Origin of the sequence: uncultured Methanobrevibacter sp., assembly GCF_900314695.1 — an archaeon.
In the GTDB taxonomy this organism is placed as follows: domain Archaea; phylum Methanobacteriota; class Methanobacteria; order Methanobacteriales; family Methanobacteriaceae; genus Methanocatella.
Genome location: NZ_OMWD01000001.1, coordinates 39,575 through 61,624 on the forward strand (window position 1 = coordinate 39,575; position 22,050 = coordinate 61,624).

Annotated in this window: 20 protein-coding genes; 12 read left to right on the forward strand and 8 right to left on the reverse strand. The window is 34.5% G+C overall.

Annotated features, from left to right (window positions below; translation table 11 throughout):
• Positions 1–63: 63 nt before the first annotated feature.
• From QZN45_RS00195 to QZN45_RS00220, 6 genes are read left to right on the forward strand one after another with little or no spacing between them, the layout of a single operon-like run.
• Positions 64–1,662, forward strand: a complete 1,599-nt coding sequence (locus QZN45_RS00195; protein WP_292609046.1) for a bifunctional N(6)-L-threonylcarbamoyladenine synthase/serine/threonine protein kinase — start codon at positions 64–66, stop codon at positions 1,660–1,662.
• A gap of 55 nt (positions 1,663–1,717) precedes the next feature.
• On the forward strand, positions 1,718–2,269 hold the full coding sequence (locus QZN45_RS00200; protein ID WP_292609049.1) for an XTP/dITP diphosphatase: 552 nt from the start codon (positions 1,718–1,720) through the stop codon (positions 2,267–2,269).
• Between the two features lie 38 nt (positions 2,270–2,307).
• The gene (locus tag QZN45_RS00205) at positions 2,308–2,706 is read left to right on the forward strand and encodes a 30S ribosomal protein S15 (RefSeq protein WP_292609052.1); all 399 of its coding nucleotides are present in this window, start codon (positions 2,308–2,310) and stop codon (positions 2,704–2,706) included.
• Positions 2,696–4,030, forward strand: a complete 1,335-nt coding sequence (locus QZN45_RS00210) for a DHH family phosphoesterase (RefSeq protein ID WP_292609055.1) — start codon at positions 2,696–2,698, stop codon at positions 4,028–4,030. The genes QZN45_RS00205 and QZN45_RS00210 overlap by 11 nt, the downstream gene beginning before the upstream one ends.
• Entirely contained in the window at positions 4,023–5,219 is a 1,197-nt protein-coding gene (locus tag QZN45_RS00215) for an aconitase X catalytic domain-containing protein (protein WP_342764019.1), read from the forward strand. Before QZN45_RS00210 ends, QZN45_RS00215 begins: the two co-directional genes overlap by 8 nt.
• Positions 5,220–5,272: 53 nt before the next feature.
• On the forward strand, positions 5,273–6,802 hold the full coding sequence (locus QZN45_RS00220; RefSeq protein WP_296810343.1) for a Mur ligase family protein: 1,530 nt from the start codon (positions 5,273–5,275) through the stop codon (positions 6,800–6,802).
• Positions 6,803–6,813: 11 nt separating this feature from the next.
• On the opposite strand, the gene QZN45_RS00225 is transcribed toward QZN45_RS00220, so the two are convergent.
• Positions 6,814–7,215 carry a pyridoxamine 5'-phosphate oxidase family protein gene (locus QZN45_RS00225; protein WP_292609064.1) on the reverse strand — a complete coding sequence of 134 codons (402 nt, stop codon included), beginning with the start codon at positions 7,213–7,215 and terminating at the stop codon, positions 6,814–6,816.
• Between the two features lie 202 nt (positions 7,216–7,417).
• Between QZN45_RS00225 and QZN45_RS00230 the strand changes: the two genes are divergently transcribed.
• Complete coding sequence (locus QZN45_RS00230; RefSeq protein ID WP_296810347.1) at positions 7,418–9,739, forward strand: DEAD/DEAH box helicase; 2,322 nt, start codon at positions 7,418–7,420, stop codon at positions 9,737–9,739.
• Here the strand turns inward: QZN45_RS00230 and QZN45_RS00235 are convergent.
• The 4 genes from QZN45_RS00235 to hisS are packed head-to-tail and all read right to left on the reverse strand — an operon-like array spanning position 9,736 to position 14,039.
• Positions 9,736–10,485, reverse strand: a complete 750-nt coding sequence (locus tag QZN45_RS00235) for a sugar phosphate isomerase/epimerase (protein WP_296810350.1) — start codon at positions 10,483–10,485, stop codon at positions 9,736–9,738. The genes QZN45_RS00230 and QZN45_RS00235 overlap by 4 nt on opposite strands.
• A 9-nt stretch (positions 10,486–10,494) precedes the next feature.
• A complete protein-coding gene (locus QZN45_RS00240) occupies positions 10,495–12,336 on the reverse strand; it encodes a PINc/VapC family ATPase (protein WP_296810352.1) in 1,842 nt (613 codons plus the stop codon).
• 1 nt (position 12,337) lies between these two features.
• Positions 12,338–12,742: a phosphoribosyl-AMP cyclohydrolase gene (hisI, locus tag QZN45_RS00245; RefSeq protein WP_296810355.1), complete on the reverse strand. Its 405-nt coding sequence runs from the start codon at positions 12,740–12,742 to the stop codon at positions 12,338–12,340.
• A gap of 1 nt (position 12,743) precedes the next feature.
• Positions 12,744–14,039, reverse strand: coding sequence for a histidine--tRNA ligase (hisS, locus tag QZN45_RS00250; RefSeq protein ID WP_292881854.1), 1,296 nt, complete (start codon positions 14,037–14,039; stop codon positions 12,744–12,746).
• Positions 14,040–14,124: 85 nt separating this feature from the next.
• Between hisS and aroE the strand changes: the two genes are divergently transcribed.
• Positions 14,125–14,976 carry a shikimate dehydrogenase gene (aroE, locus tag QZN45_RS00255; protein ID WP_296810358.1) on the forward strand — a complete coding sequence of 284 codons (852 nt, stop codon included), beginning with the start codon at positions 14,125–14,127 and terminating at the stop codon, positions 14,974–14,976.
• Between the two features lie 13 nt (positions 14,977–14,989).
• Positions 14,990–15,670 (forward strand): ATPase, encoded by a 681-nt coding sequence (locus tag QZN45_RS00260; RefSeq protein ID WP_394346741.1) that lies wholly within the window; start codon positions 14,990–14,992, stop codon positions 15,668–15,670.
• On the opposite strand, the gene QZN45_RS00265 is transcribed toward QZN45_RS00260, so the two are convergent.
• The gene (locus QZN45_RS00265) at positions 15,653–17,167 is read right to left on the reverse strand and encodes a replication factor C large subunit (protein ID WP_296862973.1); all 1,515 of its coding nucleotides are present in this window, start codon (positions 17,165–17,167) and stop codon (positions 15,653–15,655) included. The two genes, QZN45_RS00260 and QZN45_RS00265, sit on opposite strands and share 18 nt — an antisense overlap.
• Positions 17,168–17,176: 9 nt before the next feature.
• On the reverse strand, positions 17,177–18,124 hold the full coding sequence (locus QZN45_RS00270) for a replication factor C small subunit (RefSeq protein WP_292609090.1): 948 nt from the start codon (positions 18,122–18,124) through the stop codon (positions 17,177–17,179).
• Between the two features lie 146 nt (positions 18,125–18,270).
• On the opposite strand from QZN45_RS00270, the gene QZN45_RS00275 reads away from it, so the two are divergent.
• The 3 genes from QZN45_RS00275 (at position 18,271) to QZN45_RS00285 (ending at position 21,118) form a co-directional block, all read left to right on the forward strand.
• Positions 18,271–19,230, forward strand: a complete 960-nt coding sequence (locus QZN45_RS00275; protein ID WP_292607837.1) for a zinc metalloprotease HtpX — start codon at positions 18,271–18,273, stop codon at positions 19,228–19,230.
• 9 nt (positions 19,231–19,239) lie between these two features.
• Positions 19,240–19,971 carry a tRNA (adenine-N1)-methyltransferase gene (locus QZN45_RS00280; protein ID WP_292607839.1) on the forward strand — a complete coding sequence of 244 codons (732 nt, stop codon included), beginning with the start codon at positions 19,240–19,242 and terminating at the stop codon, positions 19,969–19,971.
• 103 nt (positions 19,972–20,074) lie between these two features.
• Positions 20,075–21,118, forward strand: coding sequence for an acyltransferase (locus tag QZN45_RS00285; protein ID WP_292607842.1), 1,044 nt, complete (start codon positions 20,075–20,077; stop codon positions 21,116–21,118).
• Here QZN45_RS00285 and QZN45_RS00290 read toward each other — a convergent pair whose 3' ends face one another.
• Positions 21,119–21,976 carry an alpha/beta hydrolase fold domain-containing protein gene (locus QZN45_RS00290; protein WP_292607844.1) on the reverse strand — a complete coding sequence of 286 codons (858 nt, stop codon included), beginning with the start codon at positions 21,974–21,976 and terminating at the stop codon, positions 21,119–21,121.
• Positions 21,977–22,050 lie beyond the last annotated feature (74 nt).

Here is a 22,050-nt window from a genome sequence, read left to right on the forward strand (position 1 = left end):
AAATTTAAAAAATATTTTTATATATTCTTAAATAGTAATATACTAATTAATTAAATTTTTTAGTTGATTGTCTTGATAAGTTTAGGAATTGAAGGAACTGCAGAAAAAACTGGTGTAGGTATTGTTGATAGTGACGGAAATATATTGGCTATGGCTGGAAAACAATTATTTCCTGAAGAGGGTGGAATTCATCCGAGAATTGCTGCTGAACACCATGCCAAATGGATTCCTGAACTAATTCCTCAAACTATTGAAGAATCAGGTTTATCTTACGATGATATCGATTTAATTTCTTTTTCACAGGGTCCGGGTTTAGGCCCTGCTTTAAGGATTGTTGCAACCTCTGCAAGAAGCTTGGCTTTATCTTTGAATAAACCAATAATTGGGGTAAATCACTGTATTGGTCATGTTGAAGTTGGAAAATTAGATACTGGTGCTAAAAATCCAGTTTCCCTTTATGTAAGTGGTGGAAACAGTCAGGTAATTGCATATGAAAGTGGAAGATATAGGATTTTCGGTGAAACTTTAGACATCGCTATTGGAAATTGTCTGGATCATTTTGGCCGTGAGACTGGACTGGGCCATCCTGGAGGTCCGGTAATAGAAAAACTTGCTAAAGATGGTTCATATATTGACCTGCCTTATGTTGTAAAAGGAATGGATTTTTCCTTTTCAGGATTGTTGTCTGCAGCTTTAAGGGAAGCTGAAAAAGGAACTCCCATGGAAGACATTTGTTTTTCACTTCAGGAAACCGCTTTTGCAATGCTGGTTGAGGTTACTGAAAGGGCACTGTCACACACCCAAAAGGATGAGGTGATGTTGTGTGGAGGGGTTTCAGCAAATTCACGTTTGCGAGAAATGCTTAAGACAATGTCAGAAGAGCATGGCGCCAAATTTTACATGCCTGAAATGAAGCTTTGCGGTGATAATGGGGTTATGATTGCTTGGCTGGGTCTTTTGATGTGTAAGGAATTCGGGCCGATGGATTTGTCCCAAACTGGAATAATTCAAAAATTCAGAACTGATGAGGTGGACATCCCTTGGATTGACAATTCTAAAAGCTATCTAAAATTAAGTGATGATTTGATAGCTAAAGGCGCCGAATCAAACATCGTCAAGGCAAATTATTTGGGTGAAAAAGCGGTTTTAAAGGATAGGGTTCCTAAAAACTATAGAATTTCTGAAATCGACAACAAAATTAGAAAAGCCAGATGTAAAGAGGAAGCAAAACTGCTGGCAGATGCTAAAAGAGCAGGTGTTAAAACTCCAATTCTATATGATGTTGATTTAAATAACAAATCAATACTTATGGAAGAAATTGACGGTGTAATGGTAAAGGATGTTATTGATGAGAAATTATCATTTAGAATCGGTGAGGAAATATCAAAGCTTCACAGCGCCGGCATAATTCATGGAGACATTACCTCTTCAAATGTCATGCTTCAGGATGATAATCTTGTTTTCATCGATTTTGGTCTTGGCAGGTACTCTTCTTTAGATGAAGACAAGGCAGTTGATTTGCTTGTTTTGAAAAAGTCATTACAAAGCATTGATTATAATTTGGCATTGGACTATTTTGATGCTGTTTTAAAAGGTTATGATAATGATTCTGTTGTTAATAAAATAGATGATATTGAATCAAGAGGAAGATATACTCATTAATTTTTTGGAATAGTTTTTAGTTAACTATATTAAAAATTTAAAATATACTATTTTTATGATAACATTTATAACTGGTAACGAACATAAAGTTAAAGAAGCAGAGAATATTTTCAAAGATTATGACATTAACTTAGAGCATATTGATTTAGGTTACACAGAACCTCAAGGAACTCTTGAGGAAGTGGCTATATCAGGCGCAAAATATGCTTGTCGTAAACTTGGAAAGCCTGTGATTGTTGAAGATGCTGGTTTGTTCATTAAAGCTTTAAATGATTTTCCTGGAGTCTATTCACACTACGTTCAAGATACTATTGGAAATCAGGGAATTTTAAAGTTATTGGCAGACACTGATGACCGTTATGCCGAATTCAGGTCAGTTATTGGGTACTGTGCCCCCAATTCTGAGCCCAAGACTTTTTTAGGCAAGGTTTCAGGTGAAATCGCAGTTGAAGAAAGAGGAGATTTAGGATTCGCTTTTGATCCATTGTTTTATGTTCCAAGTGAAGGTAAGACTTTTGGAGAACTTACAACTGATGAAAAAAACCAATTTTCACATAGAAAAAATTCATTAAAAAAATTTATTGAATGGTATTCTAATCAAGAATAACTAATTCATACTTATTTAAAAATTAAAGAGGTTATATTATGGCAAGACCAGAATGGGTAACTTATAGTGACGAAGAAATTGAAGAAATGATTTTAAAATTTAACAAAGAAGGTAAAAGTACTTCCGAAATCGGTATTGTATTAAGAGACCAATATGGAATTCCATCTGTAAAAGATGTTACTGGTGAAAGAATCACCGAAATCTTAAAAAGAAACGGTCAAGCTGGAGAATACCCAGAAGACTTATTAAACTTAATTAAAAGGGCTGTAAATATCAGAGACCACTTAGAAGAAAATCCTAAAGACTTACATTCAAAAAGAGGTTTAACTATCATTGAATCAAGAATCAGAAAATTAGCTTCTTACTATGTAAGTGAAGGAGCATTACCAGAAGGTTGGAGATACAATCCAAAAGAAGCAGCACTCCTTGTTAAATAGGGCTGAGGAAGCTACTAATGTGCTTCGTGAGCACATAGAAAAGGATAGTGTTATAAGAATAATTTCTCACAATGATGCTGATGGAATTTCATCCGCTGCTGTTATAGCTAATGCTTTAGCTGAAGAAAATGTTCAATTTCACACTTCCTGTATTCCACGTCTTAAAGAAGATATTGTAAATCAATTAAGACATGAGAAATATGATTTATTCATTTTCTCAGATATGGGTAGTGCTTTTGTAAATGAGTTTAATACTTATAAGCATGATGTAATTATTGCTGACCACCATCAGGTCAATGACACTGAATCGGAAAGCAATGTTGTCCATATAAATCCGCATCTCTTTGGAATTGATGGTAGTAAGGATTTATGTGGTGCAGGTTCAAGCTATTTGGCTGTTCGTGAACTTGGTAAAAAACATTTGGCATATTTCGCTTTAGTTGGTGCTTTTGGTGATATGCAAGGTCAAGGCGGATTTACAGGTGTTAATAAATTAATACTTGATGATGCTTTGGAAAGTGGGGTTCTGGAAATTCATGAGGATTTAAAGATTGTTTCAAAAGCTTCAGAACCTATTTTTAAATCCCTTGCTTATACATTTTCACCACCTCTTCCAGGTATTAGTGGAGATTTGGAAGGCGCTCAGGCATTTCTGGAAAAAAGGAATTTGTCATATGGAATCAAATTCACAGATCTTGAAGATGAGGAAAAAGATCTCTTGAAGGATGCGCTTATGAATATCAATCCTGATATTTTCGGAGATTGTTATACTGTACCGAAAGAAGTGCCTTTATTACGCGATTTGGAAGAGTATTCATATATTCTTGATGCATGCGGTAAAAACAAAAAGCAAGGCTTGGGGTTAAGCATTGCTCTTGGTGAAAAAGACAAGGCTTTGGATGCTGCTTTAAGACTTCAAAGACAATACCGTGACCAAATCGTTAAGGGGCTAGAATGGATTAAAAGGGAAGGTGCAGTTCAGCTTTCAGATATTCAATATTTATATAGTGAAGATAAAGTATTAAAATCTGTAATGGGAACAATTGCTAGCATTGGCTTATCTGTAGAGTTGTTGGATAATTCTAAACCTGTAATTGGAATGTCAAGACTCCATAATGATATTAAAATTTCTGGTAGAACAACAAGAGAAATGGTTAGCAAAGGTGTAGATTTGGGCAGTGCCCTTAGAGACTCTTCCAACAATTTCGGTGGCCAAGGAGGAGGTCATGATATTGCTGCTGGAGCTATGATTCCTTTTGAAAGCAAAGATAATTTTTTACACCTTGTTAATGAAATGGTTGAATATCAATTAAGTAATGATTAATATGTTTTTAACAAAAAAAGAACAACAAATGTGTGATGGAGAGTTTGGAGAAACTATTAGAAAAAGCATGGATATCCTGGTTGCTTTAGGAGATATCTACGGTGCTTCAAAATTGGTGGATATTACATCTGCACAGGTTTCCGGTGTTTCTTACAAAACTATTGGTGAAGCTGGTTTAGAATACTTACAAGACTTGGCCGGTGACGGTTTAGGTGTAGCAAGTGTAAACGCATCTTTAAACCCTCCTGGAACTGATTTGGACAATTGGGAAAAACTTGGTTTTCCACGTGATTTTGCAATAAAGCAAAATCAGATTGTAGATGCTTATGGAGAACTTGGAATAGCAAAAACCTGTACATGTACTCCTTATTTGGTTGGTAATGTTCCTAGATTTAGAGATCATATTTCATGGTCTGAATCATCTGCCGTTGCATATGGTAATTCTGTAATTGGTGCAAGAACCAATCGTGAAGGCGGACCTGCTGCACTTGCTGCAGCAATCGTTGGAAAAACTCCATTATATGGTTTCCATTTGGAGGAAAATAGGAAAGCTAATTTGGTTGTTAATGTTACAACTGAGTTAAAAGGCGCTGACTTTGGTGCATTAGGTTACATTATCGGTAAGGTAGTAGGTGGAGGAGTTCCATTATTCAAACTTCAAAATACTCCAAACAACAATGATTTAAAAACTTTGGGAGCAGCTCTTGCTTCATCAGGTTCTGTAGCATTATATCATGTTAAGGATGTTACTCCAGAAGCGGATGTCGCAGGTGAAGAAGAAGTTGAGGATATAATGTTCATATCCGATAAGGAAATTCTTGAAACTCGTGAAAAGTTAACTACAACTGACAGAGAACCTGATTTGATTTGTTTAGGATGTCCTCATGCATCCTTGGAAGAGATTAAACAGGTAGCTAACATTGTTCGAGGAAAAACTATTAAGAATAAATTATGGATTTGTACATCAGTTAGCGTTAAAGCAACTGCTGATAGGATGGGCTATACCAAAACTATTGAGGATGCAGGAGGTAATGTTGTCTGTGATACTTGTATGGTTGTAGCACCTATTGAAGAGATGGGCTTTGAAGTAATTGGTGTAAATTCAGCAAAAGCTGCAAACTATGTTCCATCAATGTGTGGACTGGATGTTGTTTATGGAGATTTAGAAAATCTTGTTCGTTTTGAATAGATTTTCTCAAATATTCTTTTTTTTTAATTTAATATGTAACTGGAAGTAAAAATATGGATGAATCTGACTTTAGAAAAGACACCACCTTTGGAGTGATTGGTGTTTGCGGTGCTAATGGCAATTTAATTGCAAGAATCCTTAAAGAAAGAGGATTCAATGTCATTGGAACTGATATTTCACAAAAACAAGATTGCAGATTTGCAAGTGCTCTTGAAGGTTATGATATTGAAGTTTTTTATGGTGAAACTCCAGATGAATTTTTTGAAAAGTCAGATTATATAATTCCACCTGCCAGTTTATCCAAAGATTCTAAAGTTTATAAAAGAATCAATAAGCCAGTTTTGGAATTAACTGATGTTATAGAAATTTTTAAGGCTAAAAAACCTGTATTTGGAATAACCGGCACTAATGGTAAAACAACCACAACAACTTTGCTTAAAAAAATCGCTGAAGACAATGGAATAAATCCTTGTAAACATAATCTGGAGGGAATGCAAGGGAATGCGGAATTCATTCCGATTTTGCAATCTAGATTGGATGCTGATGTTGGAATTTTGGAAGTGGGAACCTTTGGAGTTCCGGGCACTGTTGAAAGAATCGTTAAAAATACTGATATGGACTGCGGTTTGATTACAAACATTACTCCTGACCATTTAAAGGATTTGGGCAGCTTTATGGATTATGCCAATGTTAAGGGAGAAATGATTAAAGAGTTGGATGGTAAAAAAATCATTGTCAATGGTCATGATCCAACAATAATTGGGCTTTTAAGGCAGCTGAACTATAGCGGCGAAGTGATTACTTTCGGTGTTGATGTAACTCCCGATTCAATCGGTTTAAAGGAATGTGTCTGCGGTAATGAAATCACTGTTAAGGAAATTATTTCAGGTTGCGGTTATTACTTTTGTAAATGTGGCATAACAACTCCTCAAGTGGACTACATTGCAACAAATGTGGACCTGAATAATAGAACCTTTGATTTGCACACTCCCGAAGGAAAGTTAACTGTTAAAATGGCGATTGATGGGCTTCATAATGTTTATAATGTTACTGGAGTAATTATTGCAGCTCGCGAATTTTTAGGATTGCCTTTTGATAAAATCTTAAAACCAATATCCACTTTTACTGGTGTGGAAGGAAGAATGGAAAAAGTGGATACAATTGACGGCAAAACTGTTTTTGTAGATTATGCTCATAACCCTGCAGGCGTTAAAACTGTATTAAAAGAATTTCAAAAGTTGTTTGGGGAGTTTACAACAGTCATTACAATCTCTTCCGAGTCAGGTTATTCAAGCGATTTAGATATATTTAATAGTGTACTTAAATTTTCAAGATTTGTTGTTCCTGCATCTCCCGTATCTCAAAGGATAGCTATTGAAAAATTGAATGAAAATTCAAGGTTGAATGATAGGATATTCTTGAACCACATGAGTGATTTTAAAAAAGAGGGCACTCTTGGTGCAGATAAGGATGATGTGGCGGATGGTATAAGAAAAGCATTGAATTTGGATTGTGAAATGATAGTGGCCATTGGTGAGGCAGCTACCAAGTTCAAATCCGTTATTCATGATTTTAAGGAATAGATTAATCTATTCTATAATTTGTAATTTTTTGGTGGATTGCCTGAAAAATCGGCTATGGTTGCTTTTCCAGAGACTGTAAATACCTCAAAGGTTGGATTGTCTGCAGTTTCGTATAGTGATTTAACTAATTCATTTGAATCGATTACTTTTTGTTTTAACTCAAGATTGTCAGTGAATTCGGCTTCACCAGCAATTCTTAACCATGCAAATTCGGGTGTTGCAACTACAATTTCACAGTTTGGATTTGCATCTAATTCTTTGAACATTGGTTTTGTGTTTGCAGTGCAGAAGTATGGTTTTTCATCCTCTTCAAAGTAGAATAGTATTGGTCTTACTTTTGCATTTCCGTCAAGTCCGCTGGTTGCTAGGTATATTAAATTATTTTCTTTTAAAAAGTTTATTACATCGTTCATTTTAGTTCTCCTAATATTTTGTTGTTTGTAGTTTATTTTAAAGAATATAAAACGTTTTTGTAACTTGGGGGTAACGCAGTAACCTTTTAGTAACTGCTATTACTTTTCAGATGCTCTCTCTCAATGTTTATAAATATTTAAAAGAATAATAGTAGTAAGGTATTGTAGATTTAAAAATTTGTTTAGTTTAGAGGGCTTTGTTATGACTAGTTATATTAATCATCCTTTACTTAAAAAAGATGCAATCGAATCAAGACTGTATCAGCAGATTCTAGCGGGGGATGTGCTGAAAAAAGGAAATACTATGGTTGTAGCACCTACTGCATTAGGTAAAACAATTGTGGCAATATTGGTTGCAGCCGACAGATTGAATAAAGTCAAAAATTCCAAAGTCCTTGTTTTGGCACCTTCCAAACCTTTAGCGATTCAGCATGAAGACAGCTTTAAGGAATTTTTAACTCTTCCGTGCACTTCTATAACAGGAGCTATTAAAACTGATGAGCGTGTTAAAAGGTGGGAAGAATCCAGAATTATTTGTGCCACACCTCAAACAGTCGAATCTGACTTATTGAATGGGCGTTATGATTTAAGTAGTGTTTCTCTGATTGTTTTTGATGAATGCCATCATGGTGTTGGATCTTATTCTTATGTTTATTTGGCATCAAGATATGTTCGTGAATCCAAATTTAATTTAATATTGGGTTTGACAGCATCTCCGGGTTCAGACAAATCAAAAATTAATGAAGTTTGCAAAAATCTCTATATTCAAAACATTGTTGTTAAAACAGAAGATGACACTGATGTTAAACCATATTTTAATCCGGTTGAAATTGATTGGGTTAGAATTAAAATGAGTGAAGAGTTGGAAAAAATTAAAGTCCATGTTAATAAGGCATTGAAGATTAGACTTAAAGCCTTAAAAAATATGGGTATTATTAAAACAGTTTCTGTTGGAAAAACTGATGTTCTAAAAGCTAGAGGTAGGATTCAAGGTGAAATTGCCAGAACCACAAATCCGGACAAGGATTTGTTTCAGGCCATTTCAATATTGAGTGCTGTTATCAACCTGCAGCATGCCGAAGAGTTGATTGAAACTCAGGGTGTATCCACCTTCAATAAATATGTTGCAAGGCTACGTAAAAAGAAAACTAAAGCTGCAAAGTCATTACTCTGGGATGATAATTTTTCACGTGCTGTTAAACTTGCAAGAGATGCTGAAAAAAATGGTTGGGAACATCCAAAATTAAGGGAACTATCTAAAATTCTTAAAAAGGAGCTTGGATTGGGGGATGGTCAAACTAAACTTCAGTCAACAAGATTCACAGAAAATGAAGATGACAGTTCTTCTAAAATCATTGTTTTTACCCAATATAGGGATACACTTGAAATGATTCATCAAAAGCTTGAAAAAGATGGAATTAAATCCGCTAAATTTTTTGGTCAGGCAGCAAAGGATGGCAAAAAGGGTTTAACCCAAAAGCAACAGAAAGCCATTATTAAATCATTTAGAATGGGAGAATATGACGTTCTTTTATCAACCAGTGTTGCAGAGGAAGGTATTGATATTCCTGCTGTTGATTTGGTAATATTATATGAACCGGTTCCTTCTGAAGTTAGGATGATTCAAAGAAGAGGGAGGACTGGCCGTAAAAGAACCGGTCGTGTGAAGGTATTAGTAACAAATGGAACCCGAGATGAGGCTTATTTCTGGTCTTCCATTAATAAAGAACATCATATGAAAAACCAATTGATTGATGATGATGTTTTAAAGGAATTAAATCAATCTGCAGTTCAAAGAATGGAAAACGAAAAGAAAGTTAAAGTTATTGACAAGCCCAAAAAAGAAAATGATTTCCCGATTGTTTATGCAGATTCACGTGAAGGAAATTCAAAGGTAATCAGGCATTTGACTGAAATGGAGATGGATGTTAAAATTCGATCAATGGCTGTTGGGGATTATCAGGTTAGTGATGAGGTAGCTATCGAAAGAAAAACAGCTAAAGATTTTGTCGATTCACTTATAGACAAGAGATTATTTAAGCAGGCTCGTGAATTGTCTGAAGAATTTAAAAAACCTTTATTGATTCTTGAAGGTGATGATTTATATGCGGGTATGGTTAATGCTAATGCAATTAGGGGATCTATTGCATCTATCGCATTGGATTTTGGAATAAGTATTATTCCTACTCGGAATGCTCAGGATACTGCAGCAATGATTAAGAGAATTGCAATACGTGAACAAAATGGAGAACATACTCCTGTTCAAATCAGAACTGATAAAAAGCCTGTTAGTTTGCTTGAACAGCAATTGTTTATTATAGAATCATTACCTAATATTGGGCCTGTAAATGCTAAGGCTTTATTGGAGCATTTCGGTTCTGTAGGAAATGTCATCAATGCTTCTGAAAAAGATCTCCAGGAAGTTGAAGGAATCGGTAAAAAAACAGCGGAAAATATCAGAAGTGTTATTGATTCAAAATATCTGTATTTTAAAAAAGAGATTAAGGAAAGAAAACTTCTCTAGAAGTTTTTCTTCATATACTCATAACTTTTTTTAATGGAATCGTAATCATTTACTTCGAGTATGTAGATGCCATCATAATTTTTTGACTCAAGAGTGTTGATGATGTATTTTAAATCAATGGAGCCTTCACCTAATGGTAGGTGTGAGTCATCATCACCTAAATTATCATGCACATGTACGTGTTTTATGGAATCAAAAATCATATCCTCTGGAGCATATCCTACATGGTTTGCATGGCCGATGTCCAAAGTCATATGCATCTCATTTTCTACAAGCAATTGATTCAAATCAACAATATTCTGATAAATCATTGATTCAAAGTTAGGCATATTTTCAATGGTTGCCATAACTCCTAAATCTTTAGCATAATCTCCAATTTCTTTAATTGACTGATTTGCAAATTCATAAACTTCTTTTTTAAAATACTTGTTTGCTAAAAATGATATTAATCCAGGATGAACCACTACGGCTTCAGCATTTATTTCATTTGCCAAATCAATTGAAGATTTAATCTGGGCTATTGAATTTAATCTGCTTTGATCTTGCGGGCTGGAAATATTAACATCCATGAATGGGGCATGAATTGAATACTTTAGGCTATAACTTTCCAATATCTCAGAATCGATAAATTCTGCAGGGTATTGATGTACAAGCTCTGCATATTCAATACCTAAATTTTCAATGAAATCTAAGGTTTTTTCTAGTTCAAATTCTATGCCTGCAAGTGTTGATGCTCCAATTTTCATGTTAATCTCCTATTTTCTTATTGCAGTAATTTCCAATCCCATCTCAATAGCTTCAATGATGAAATCAGAAAGTTCTATTCCTTTTTTAATTTTAATTTCACCTTTTTTGGAGGTAGTTGCGGTTAGCAGATATTCTCCATTTATATAAATGTCAAAATTCTTTCTTCCATTGTCCTTTCCCAATTCTAAAATCAACTGCTTTCTTGTATGGGTAATATCGATTTCAAATGGAGACTTATTCACTGGTTTTTCTTCAATTATTTCCACTCCAAGACTTATGCCAATACTTTCTTCAATCTCAGCAATTCTTTTACCGTTTTTACCGATGATTTTTGGAATAAACTCTTCGGGAATGTAAATATTGGCTCTGTTCGGTGATATTACTTCAACATCAACTTTTGCCTTTTTTGGAAGAATCTTTTTAATTTTTCTTAAAATTTCCTTTTCGGCAATCTTGTCGACAGCTGATTTGTGAGTTTCATCCTGACCAGTTCCATTAACCAAATCCATGTCCATTACGATGGTCTGTTCACCGTAGGTATAAATTTCGTTTTTCAAATCTCCAGTCTCAAAGTCACGAACTTCAATAACAGGTCTTGCAAGGTCGGCTTCCTTCATGCCTGTTGGAACTTTGACGGTCATTTTTGTTTCATAAACATGAGTAACTTTCCCGTTTTCAATGTAAATGCTTGTATCGACAATCGATGGAATCACTCCCAGTTCCACTCTTGAAGCAATTCTCTGGATTGCATCAATAGGTCTTGTCGCATGGACAACACCAATCATTCCAACCCCTGCCAGTCTCATATCTGCAAAAATGCTGAAGTCAGTATTTTTTCTAAGTTCATCATAGATGGTATAATCGGGCCTTACAAGCAGCAGTACATCAGCAGTATTTTCCATGCTACCTTCCAATGGACTGTATTGAGTAATATCATCAGGCAATTGCAAATCTCTTGGAGATTCCATGGTTTTTACAATTTTATTTAATTTTGATGAATAATATTTTGCAATGGCTTGTACGAATGTGGATTTACCTGCACCAGGAGAACCTGAAATCAGGATTCCTTCGGCGTTGGTTCTGATTCTTTCAAGCAATTTGTCGGATAGGTGATACTCATCCAAACTTATATTGGCAACAGGCCTTACAACAGTAATTTCCAAACCTTCAGAGAATGGCGGATAAGCTATTGAAATCCTGTATTCTCTTGATTGAACGACAAATGAACCTTCCTTTGATGATTCCAAATATGTTTTTGAATCGCTTTTTGCCTTATCAAGAATTTCATCTACAATTTCATGAAGTTGTGAGTATGTATATGGCTTGTCATCAAGCTTTACAAAGTCAATATGGCCAGGTGTTCCTTTCTTGGCCATTGGACAAACATTTTCCTTTAAATGCACTGACATTGTATTTTCATCAAAGAATCTTTCAATTGACAATTCCTTTTCAATATATTTCTGTTCAAAATAGTAAACTGGTATTCCCTGAGCTTTCGCTGTTTCGGCTTGCACCTTGTCATTTGTAAGCAATGTTCCCATTTCGGACCTTGCCAAATCTCTTATGATGCTGTCAATTTCACCGCTTTTTGCATATTTTATATCATAGTTGGTTGGACGCTTGCCTTTAAAATCAATGGCCAATTCACCTTCATATTGCATGTGTTGCAATTTTTGAAGTTCCTTTAAACCTTTATGGCCTTCACTTCTATTGGCATTGGCTTGATGTTCAAGTTCGCATACAACTGCTTCTGGCACGATGATTTCAGGATAATCCAGGTCTTCCTTTTCTACAATTTCACTTATTGCACCTATAATGACAGCACTTGTATCGGGGATTATGCGTTTCATCTTAATACACTTCGTCAGGGTTTACGAGTCTTTCAAGGATAATTTCCAAATCATCATCTTTTAAATCTTCGATGTCAACGTTTTCAGTATTCAATTTTCTAAAGAAACATGAAAGATAGCCTTCGTGACATGCTGCTCCTGTTTGTTTAATTTTTAAAACAATTGCATCCATATCACAGTCAACAAGAATCTCTTTAACTTCTTGGAAATGTCCTGAGCTTTCTCCTTTCAACCAGATCTTGTTTCTTGAAGTGCTCCAGTAATGAGCCTTGCCTGTTTCAATTGTTTTTTGGAGCGCTTCCTTATTCATGTTTGCCAACATTAAAATTTGGTTTGTGTCTGCATCTTGGGCCACAGCTGTAATGACCTTTTGGCCATTGATTTCATGTCTAAAGTTAATTTCCATTTTATTCACCTTTGATATGATTTACGATATTGTCAATGTCAACTAATTCCTGATCTCCACTGACCATGTCCTTAACGGTGACTTTGCCTTCTGCAAGGTCATTGGCACCAATAATTATCATCTTTTCAACCTTGATTTTATCGGCATAATTCATTAGTTTCTTGAATTTTTTGCCGTTTAAGTCAACATCTGTTTTGAATCCGTTTTGTCTTAATGTTTGTGTAATTTCATATGCTTTAACTCTAACGTCTGCTGAAATTGGAGCTACATAAACATCCAAGTGTGAAGGCAATTCTTCTGCATCAGTCAATTCTTCAATTGCATTCATTAATCTGTCAAAACCTAATGCAAAACCAGTTGATTCAACTTCCTGACCTCCAAAGAGCTTGACAAGACTGTATGATCCTCCACCGCAAATTTGCTTTTGAGCACCGAGTTCCGGAACATAGATTTCGAACACAATTCCGGTATAATAATCAAGTCCTCTTGCAACGCCTAAATTTAAAGTATAATTTTGAACCTGGAATGCTTCAAGAAGTGATATTAATTCTTTTAGCTGTTCAAGGGCTTCTTTTGGCTCATCATATGGTGCAATCAATTCTTCAACTTCACTTATTATTGATTTGTCTCCAACAAGGTCAATTAATTTTAATAAAATTTGATTTAATTCATCATTGTCGATAACCGGTTCATCGCCACTCAAAGATTCGATTAATAAGTCTTTGTCTCCTTTATCGATTACGACCATGATTTCCCTTTGGGTTTCAGTTGATATTTCAAAGTGTTTGAACAGTCCTCTTATAATTCCTAAGTGGTTGATATTAACGTCTGCGCTTGTAATTCCCAATGATTTGATTGCATCTGAACAAAGTGCAATGACTTCGGCTTCTCCCTGAGGAGTTTTTGCACCAATCAATTCGCAGCCAAATTGCCAGAATTGTCTGAATCTTCCTTTTTGAGGTCTTTCATATCTGAAACAGCTTCCATAGTAATAAAGTTTGATTGGTTTCACAGCTGTTTTTTCAAGTTCATTTAAGTATAATCTTGCAACAGGTGCGGTAATTTCAGGTCTTAAAGTTAATTCCCGGTCTGATTTGTCTTTGAAATTGTATAATTGGTTTACAATTTCTTCTCCGGATTTTGTTGTAAATAAGCTTAATTCTTCAAATAAGGGTGTTTTAATTTCTTGATAACCGTAACTTTCAAATATTTTTCTTAAGGTACCTTCTGCTTGTTTTCTCTTACGCATTTCTTCAAATAAGAAATCTCTTGTACCTCTTGGTCTTGTAAATTCCATTTTTACTCTCCTTGTAAATAATATATTATAATTTAACTATGTATGTACAAAGTTATATAATCTTTGTTAATCAATAGACTAATATATGAAAATTAAAGGTAGTACAAATATTGTCGGTTTAATAGGCCATCCTGTCGAGCATAGCTTTTCACCGCCTATGCATAATGCCGCATTTGATGCGTTGAACATGGATTATGCATATGTTGCATTTGATGTAAATCCCAATGATTTAAAATCAGCGATTGAAGGGGCTGAATCTTTAAACATTAAAGGGTTCAATGTCACTATTCCTCATAAGGTTGATGTAATGCAATACTTGGATGAGCTGGATGAAGTGGCCAGGTTAATCGGTGCGGTAAATACAATTGATTTTAAGAATTTGAAGGGTTATAATACTGATGGAATTGGTGCTGTAAAAGCTATTGAAGAGGTAACATCAATTAAAAATAAGAATGTTATCGTTGCTGGTGCGGGCGGTGCTTCAAGGGCGATTTCATTTTATATTGCAAAATACGGTGCTGAATCTTTAACAATTTTAAACAGAAATGAAGCTAAAGCGGAAAGTTTGGCTAGTGATGTTTCAGATTCAGGTTTGATTGGGGAAGTTGCTTATGATTCAATCAATGCAATTGGCAATTATATGGAGGGGGCTGACGTTTTAATCGATACCACTCCTTTGGGAATGCATCCTAACATCAGCGATGAACCAATCGTTAAGGCAGATATGATGGATGAGGATTTGGTTGTATTTGATGCAGTTTACAATCCAAACGAAACCGTGCTTATAAAGGAAGTGATTAAAGCAAATGCCAAACCTGTTTACGGAATCAAGATGTTACTGTATCAGGGAGCAGAAAGCTTTAAAATATGGACAGGCAAAACCGCACCTATTGACGTCATGGAAAAGGCTTTAAGAAATACACTTAATTTAGAATGATAATATGGATTTGATGTTTGATATTTCAGGATTGGCACAAGATAAGGAAGAATTTTCAACATCCAAAAAAGACGTGTTGAAATTTTTAAAGATTATTGGAGTGGATACCAGATTCATTTCATATACTTCACAAAAAATTTATATTAACAATTTAAGATTTTCAAAGTTTTCAAGAAAACGGGAAGCCACCTTTAAAAAACACTATCCCGAAATCGAAATTGTGAGAAATAGCCTCTTTCAAAAAATTTGTTCAAAATCATCAAAGGTGCTGTCTTTTGAAATCAATCCAAATTCAGTTATTTTAATGCCTAAAAACAATTTTATGGTGGAAGTGTTGATGGAGCCATACACTCGAAAGTATGGTGTGAAATTGGTTTATGAAGGGGATTATGACTATGTTATAAACCCTACAATTCTTGATGATGAGGTCAACGGCATTTTTTCAGCAATTTTTCATGGCGACGGATTGGAATTCAATAAAAAATCCGATGAAATCTATCCTTTGATTAATGTTCCTTTGGATTGGATCAACTCATTTTTAGAAATGGATGGTAAAAAGATTATTGAAAATGAAAATAATGATGAGTTAGCTACTTCCTTCATGGAATTTTTAGAAGATGTAGCTCCTCAATATCGTGAAAATGTTTTAAAGGCCTCTGAATACATTGAAAAAAAATTAGAAGCTAAAAAGTGAAACTTGTTTGTCCCCTTTCTTTTTAGATTTTTCTTCTTCACTTTCATTAACTTCGGCTTCTGGAGGTTCTTCAACTATTTCCTCTTCAGGTTCGTTAATTTCAGTTTCTGGAGGTTCTTCAACTATTTCTTCAGTTTCCTCTTCAATATTAACTTCAAATGGAATTTCTTCTTCGGGTTTGTTTTCAACTTCATTCATCATCTGATTTTGAAGTTCTTCAAATCTCCTGTCACGCTCTTCAGCCCTCATTTGACCTTTTTTCTCTTCCATTTTTTTGATGACCTTTTTAGGGATTTTTTTCTTTCTGAATCGTTTTATTTCATTTTCGTCCAAATCTAAAAAGTCAGAGATTTCCCATGCAAGTTCATCATTTGCAAACATTATTTCCAAATAGGGGAACATTGAAATGGCAATTGCATGTGAAATATGCATTTTTTCTGACATTTTTTGAGCAATTCCGTCCCTTAAGTTTCTTTTACCTCTGTTCCGTCCCATTAATGTAAATATGGTTGGTGTTTGGATTTTTGAGAATTTTTTATAGGTTTCTTTTTTTGATGAGCTTACTCCAATTCCCATGAAATCACTTGCATATTTCCAATAGCCATAATTTCTGCTGCTTTGTGCTCTTCCAAAGTATAAATCTGCTCTAGCTATGTTTTCATAAGCTTTTTTGATTTCATTTTTGTTAGTGTATTCCCTTGGAATATTTTCTGCAATGTATTCCATAACCAATGTAGGGTCTTCGTCAACCCTTAGGGCTTCCCTTACATGTAAGGGGTTTTTACTTTTCAAAACACCTGTTATTGCATTGAATATGTCTGACCTGTCGTCTTTTGTTCTAATGTTTTCAACATCTGCAGGTTCTAAAACATTTTCCTTATCTGCTAGTGACTGTAAGGTGTTTATTGCGGAACGCATATCTCCATTGGACTTTTTAGCAATCAAATCCAATGCCTTAGGATTAGCTTTAATTTCTTCTTTTTGAGCAATTTCCTTAAGTGCTTTTCTGATGCTTGGACTTCTTACCTTAGGCATTTTAATAACTGTACACTTAGGTTTTATGGATTGCAAACGTTTTGAATAAAAATCATTAGCTATCAATATCATCGGATGTTTGGAATTTTTGATGATGTCTCCGATAGCCTTAACTCCGCCACGGTCATTAGTCCCATGAATACCGTCAACTTCGTCCATGATAATTAACTTGTATTCATCACCAAAAAGGGATCTTGATGAGGATGATTCTCCTATTGTACGTTTAATTACGTCTTGGGAACGTTTATCACTTGCATTAAGTTCAATATGTTCTGAAAAATCTTTTGCAATCACTAATGCGAGTGTTGTTTTACCAATTCCAGGGGGACCAACCAAAAGCAGTGGATTTTGAGGATTACCATTTTTCCAGTTGTTAACCCAATCAATAATTATTTTCTTCTCTTTATTGTTACCAACCACTTCATCTAAGGTTTGCGGTCGGTATTTATCAGTCCATAACATTTCCATACCTTAGATAAATTTAGTTAGTAATGCTTCAAGTTGAATTCTAGGATTTGCTCCTTCTCTTATTCTAAAGTCACAATCAGCTATTGCTTCAATCAAATCAATATAAAAATCAGGTTCCATTTTTCCGTCAACAACTCTTTTGGAAACATCAGAATAAATTTGGCTAACCATGTCTTCACCGCTGGTTCCCTGTAAAACCATGGTTTCTCTTAAAATGGTTCTGGCTCCTAGGAAATCTCCCATTAATGCCTTATTAATCATATTTCCTATGTCTTGAGGTTTCGCTTTGGAAATGACTTCATAGACAGAATCTTCAGTGACGGCTTCTCCTTCGCTTGTAGCTGCCTGTAGGACATTGACAGCTTTACGCATATCTCCTTCTGCAAAGTAGACTATGGTTTCAATACCTTTATCATCAGCTTCAAATCCTTCACTTTCACAAATGAACTTTAATCTTTCAGCTATTTCTTCACCTTTTATTGGAGCAAATCTAAAAATAGCACATCTTGACTGGATTGGATCAATAATTTTGGAAGAGTAATTACATGAAAGGATGAATGATGCTGTTTTTGTATACATTTCCATTTCACGTCTTAAAGCGTGTTGAGCATCTTTGGTCATGTTGTCTACTTCATCTAAAAATATTATTCTGAATGGAGTGCCTATAGGTTTAAGTCTACAGAAATTTTTAATGTCGTTTCTTACAGTTTCAATTCCTCTTGCATCGGATGCATTCAATTCCAGGAAGTTTTGTTTCCAATATTCTCCAAGAATTGATTTTACTAGTGCAATTGCTGTTGTTGTTTTTCCAACCCCTGCAGGTCCAGTAAACATTAAGTTAGGCATGCTTCCTTCGCCAACATATTTTTCAAGTCTTGTTATGATTTGTTTTTGTCCTACGATGTCTTCTAAATTTTGTGGTCTATATTTTTCTACCCATGGTCCAGTCATTAAATCACCATTTCTTTATGTAAGATGTTTATGTTTTTTGTCAATAATTAATGTTTGCTTAATGTTTTTATATTTGAAAATATTATATATAATTCAATTGAGAGAGTACATGAAAAGTAATGTCATGAAAAGTTTAAGGTGTTAAAATGAAAGGTACATGGAAACTTAAGTTAAGAATGCTTTTAACATCTGTGATTATGTTTACAATTGTTTATTTCCTTATTTTCCTTGTCGGACGTTATTTGGGAATAAGCAGTTGGAGATTATACGCAGGTGTGAGCTTAGTAATCGTATTTTTACAGTATTGGTTTGGACCAAGTATTGTTAAACGTTCAATGAATGTAAGGCCGTTATCTGAAGCTGAAGCACCACATATTCATCAGATGGTTCAGGAATTGGCGGATGCTGCGGGTGTTCCAAAACCTGAAATTGGTCTTTCTGAAATCAACATTCCAAATGCATTTGCTTATGGAAGAACAAGCAGAAGCGGACATATTGCAATCACTCGTCCAATTTTAGGCTTGCTTGACCGTGATGAGTTAAAAGCAGTGCTCGGTCATGAAATGGGCCATATTAAACATAATGACATGGCTGTAACAGCAGCAGTTAGTGTAATTCCAATGATTTGCTATTATATTGCATTGTCCTTCATGTTTTCAGGGGATAATGATAATGGTGCAGGACTGATAATAGGAATATTAGGTTATCTGTTTTACTTGTTGGGTCAGCTATTGGTATTGTTCATCTCAAGAACCCGTGAATACTATGCTGATGCAGCAAGCGTTGAATTCGGTAACCGTCCGGCAGCATTGGTATCAGCACTTTACAAATTGTCTTACGGTGCTTCAAAATGCAGTAAGGAAACTATTGATGATGTTAATGTTAACAGGGCATTTTTTGCAACTGATGTAAATAATGCACAACGCGATGTTACAGACTTCCAGCAAATAGACTTTGATGGTGACGGAAGAATTTCCGATGAAGAGTTAAGAAAACTCGCCAACTCAGAAGTTAAAATTTCAAAAACAAGCGGAATCATGGAACTGTTCTCAACCCACCCTGATTCATTAAAAAGAGTGAAAAGATTGGCAGAACTTGAAAATTAGGTGTAATGTATGAAAATGATTTTAGATGAACGTGGAAAAAAGTATATTTTAAAGCCAGGGGCTGAATTTCAAAGCGATTTAGGCATTGTAAAGGCGGATGTATTGGACAATGCACAAATAGGGGATGAAGTAAAAAGTCACCTTGACCACTCATTTAAAATCGTAAAACCTAATGTCAATGATTTCATCGATTTGATGGAGAGAAGATGTTCAATTCTTATTAAAAAGGATATTGGGCAAGTGTTGGCTCATACAGGTTTGGGTGCAGGATCTCGCGTGGTCGATGCTGGAACCGGTGCTGGAGCTATTGCACTTCATTTTGGAAATGTCGTTGGTTTAGAAGGCAAAGTTTTTACATATGAAGTCCGTGAAGACTTTGCTGAAGTTGCCCGCAGGAATATTGATAATTTTGGAATTACAAACATCGAAGTCAAAAATAAAAACATTAAGGAAGGCATCGATGAAGATAACATTGATTTGATCTTTTTGGACTTGCCAAAGCCATTTGAAATATTTGAAGAGGTAATGGAATCATTAAATGTTGGTGGATGGCTTGCAGTTTATGCACCTTATATTGATCAGGCCGAAACTTCTTACCGTGTAGCTAAAAAATTAGGCTTTTATGATATTGAAATTATTGAAACTCTTGAGAGAGGATTGGAAGTTAGAACTCAGGGTGTAAGACCAAAAACACGTATGGTCGGTCATAGTGGCTATCTGCTTTTTGCTAGAAAATTATAACCGACTTTTCTATTTTTTTTGTATTGATTAACAATTATTTTGAACAAAATATTTTAATTGGTAAATAACATAAATATTCATGTCAATTTTTCGGTGAAAATTTATGGCTAAAACTAGGATTCAATGGATTGATCTTGTACGCGCAATAGCTATCTTGACAGTATTGTATATTCATGCTACTGATGGAATTTATATAATCACTTCAGACATGATAGTTAATTATACTTTACCTTCAAGGATTTTTAACTTTGCATCACTCTTTATTGGGCGTATTGGTGTTCCATTCTTTTTAATGATTACAGGTTATCTGTTGCTTGATAGAAGTTATGATGATGATAAGACTCGTCACTTTTGGGCAAACAATGTAAGAACTCTAATCATCATTACTGTAATTTGGACAATTTTATATGTGATTAGTTTACAGTTTGTTACTGTATTTTATGATGTCGTGAATGTTTCAGAAGCGGGAACATTGTTTTTCTCTCACATGTGGTATATGCCAATGATTATTGGAATGTATCTTTCAATGCCTTTTGTTGCAGCTGCTTTAAAACACTTTGATGTGGATACAATTTACCGTGCAACAATAGTATTTTCATTTTTAGCATTCGTTGTTCCTTTTGTTTCATTATTGTTTGATATTTTTGGAATTCAGGATGTAAATATACAGTATTCACTTGGTTTTAGTGGTGGAGCATATGGAATTTATATTATTTTAGGATATTTGGTTAAAAAAGGATACTTTAAAAAGTACTCAAGTTACAAATTAGCGCTTTTAGCTATCATTTCATTTATAATTTGCGTATTGTTCCAATACTACACATTCTTAAGAGGATATGATTTCTTCTTATGGTATGAATTCCCATTCATTTTACTGGGTTCATTTGCCTTATTTGAATTATGTTCCAGAGTAGAAACAGTAAAAGCATATAGGGGAATCCAATTTTTATCAAAGTATTCATTTGCAGTGTTTTTAATACATAACTTATTTAGGCTACCATTATTGCCATTTGTTGTGTATTTACCATTTTCAGAACCTGTAAAAGCTATTATTCTTTGGATTGTATTGATAATATGCAGTTATGCTGCTGCAGTTATTATTTATAGAATTCCGAAATTTGGAAAATATATTTTATATATGAGATAATTATGCCATTATCTCTTTTTTTATTTCTTTAAATGCTTTTTTTGCCTCAGGTATGGGGAATAATGGATAAATATGGAATAATCCTTTTCCAGTTATGAATTTAACATTAACATCATTCTCTTCGAGTTTTTCAACGTAAAGCTTAATGTCCTTGTAGAATATTTCATTATCTCCTGCAAAAATTAGTGTTGGTGCCTGATTGGCCACATTTCCAAAAAGAGGACTTACTTTATAGTCTTTAGTGTCTAGGCTTCCTGCCCAGGATTTTCCAATTTCTCTAAGGCCAATTTCTCCTAAAATCGGATCGTTTTCATCATTGTATGGGGAATTGCTCATTGAAATGTCGACCCATGGTGAAAATGTTATGATGTGATCCGGTTGGGTTAAATTGATAGTTTTTATGTATTGTGAAAATGATAATATGAATCCTCCACCTGCTGAGTCGCCCATTAATATTAAATTGGTGTTTAAATCTATCAAAGATTTATATAATTCTGTAATTTTTTCAATACTCTCATTCACGTCATGTAATGGTGCTAAAGGATAAACTGGTGCAAGGACATAAGCATCTAATTTTTTTGATAGCAAATAACAATATAGGAAGTGCTGGTAATTTATCTCGTTTACATATGCTCCGCCATGCATGAAAAGGATGGTGTTTTTGGATTTTTTATCTCCAAAGGTAAAAACTTGCATTCCATTAAAATCAACGCTTTTAAATATGCTTTTCACTGGCTTTTCAGTAGTTTGTGATTTTTTTTCCAAAAATTCATCAACTTTTTTTTGCATGACCATATAGTCCGGTTTTGTAAACTTTAAGATTGCTTCTTCAATTTTTGCAATATTTGATTTGCTCATGTTTTCACCATGATTTAATCTACATCCAACAATATCTATATTTATTATTTGATGACTTGTTTAATTAAATTATT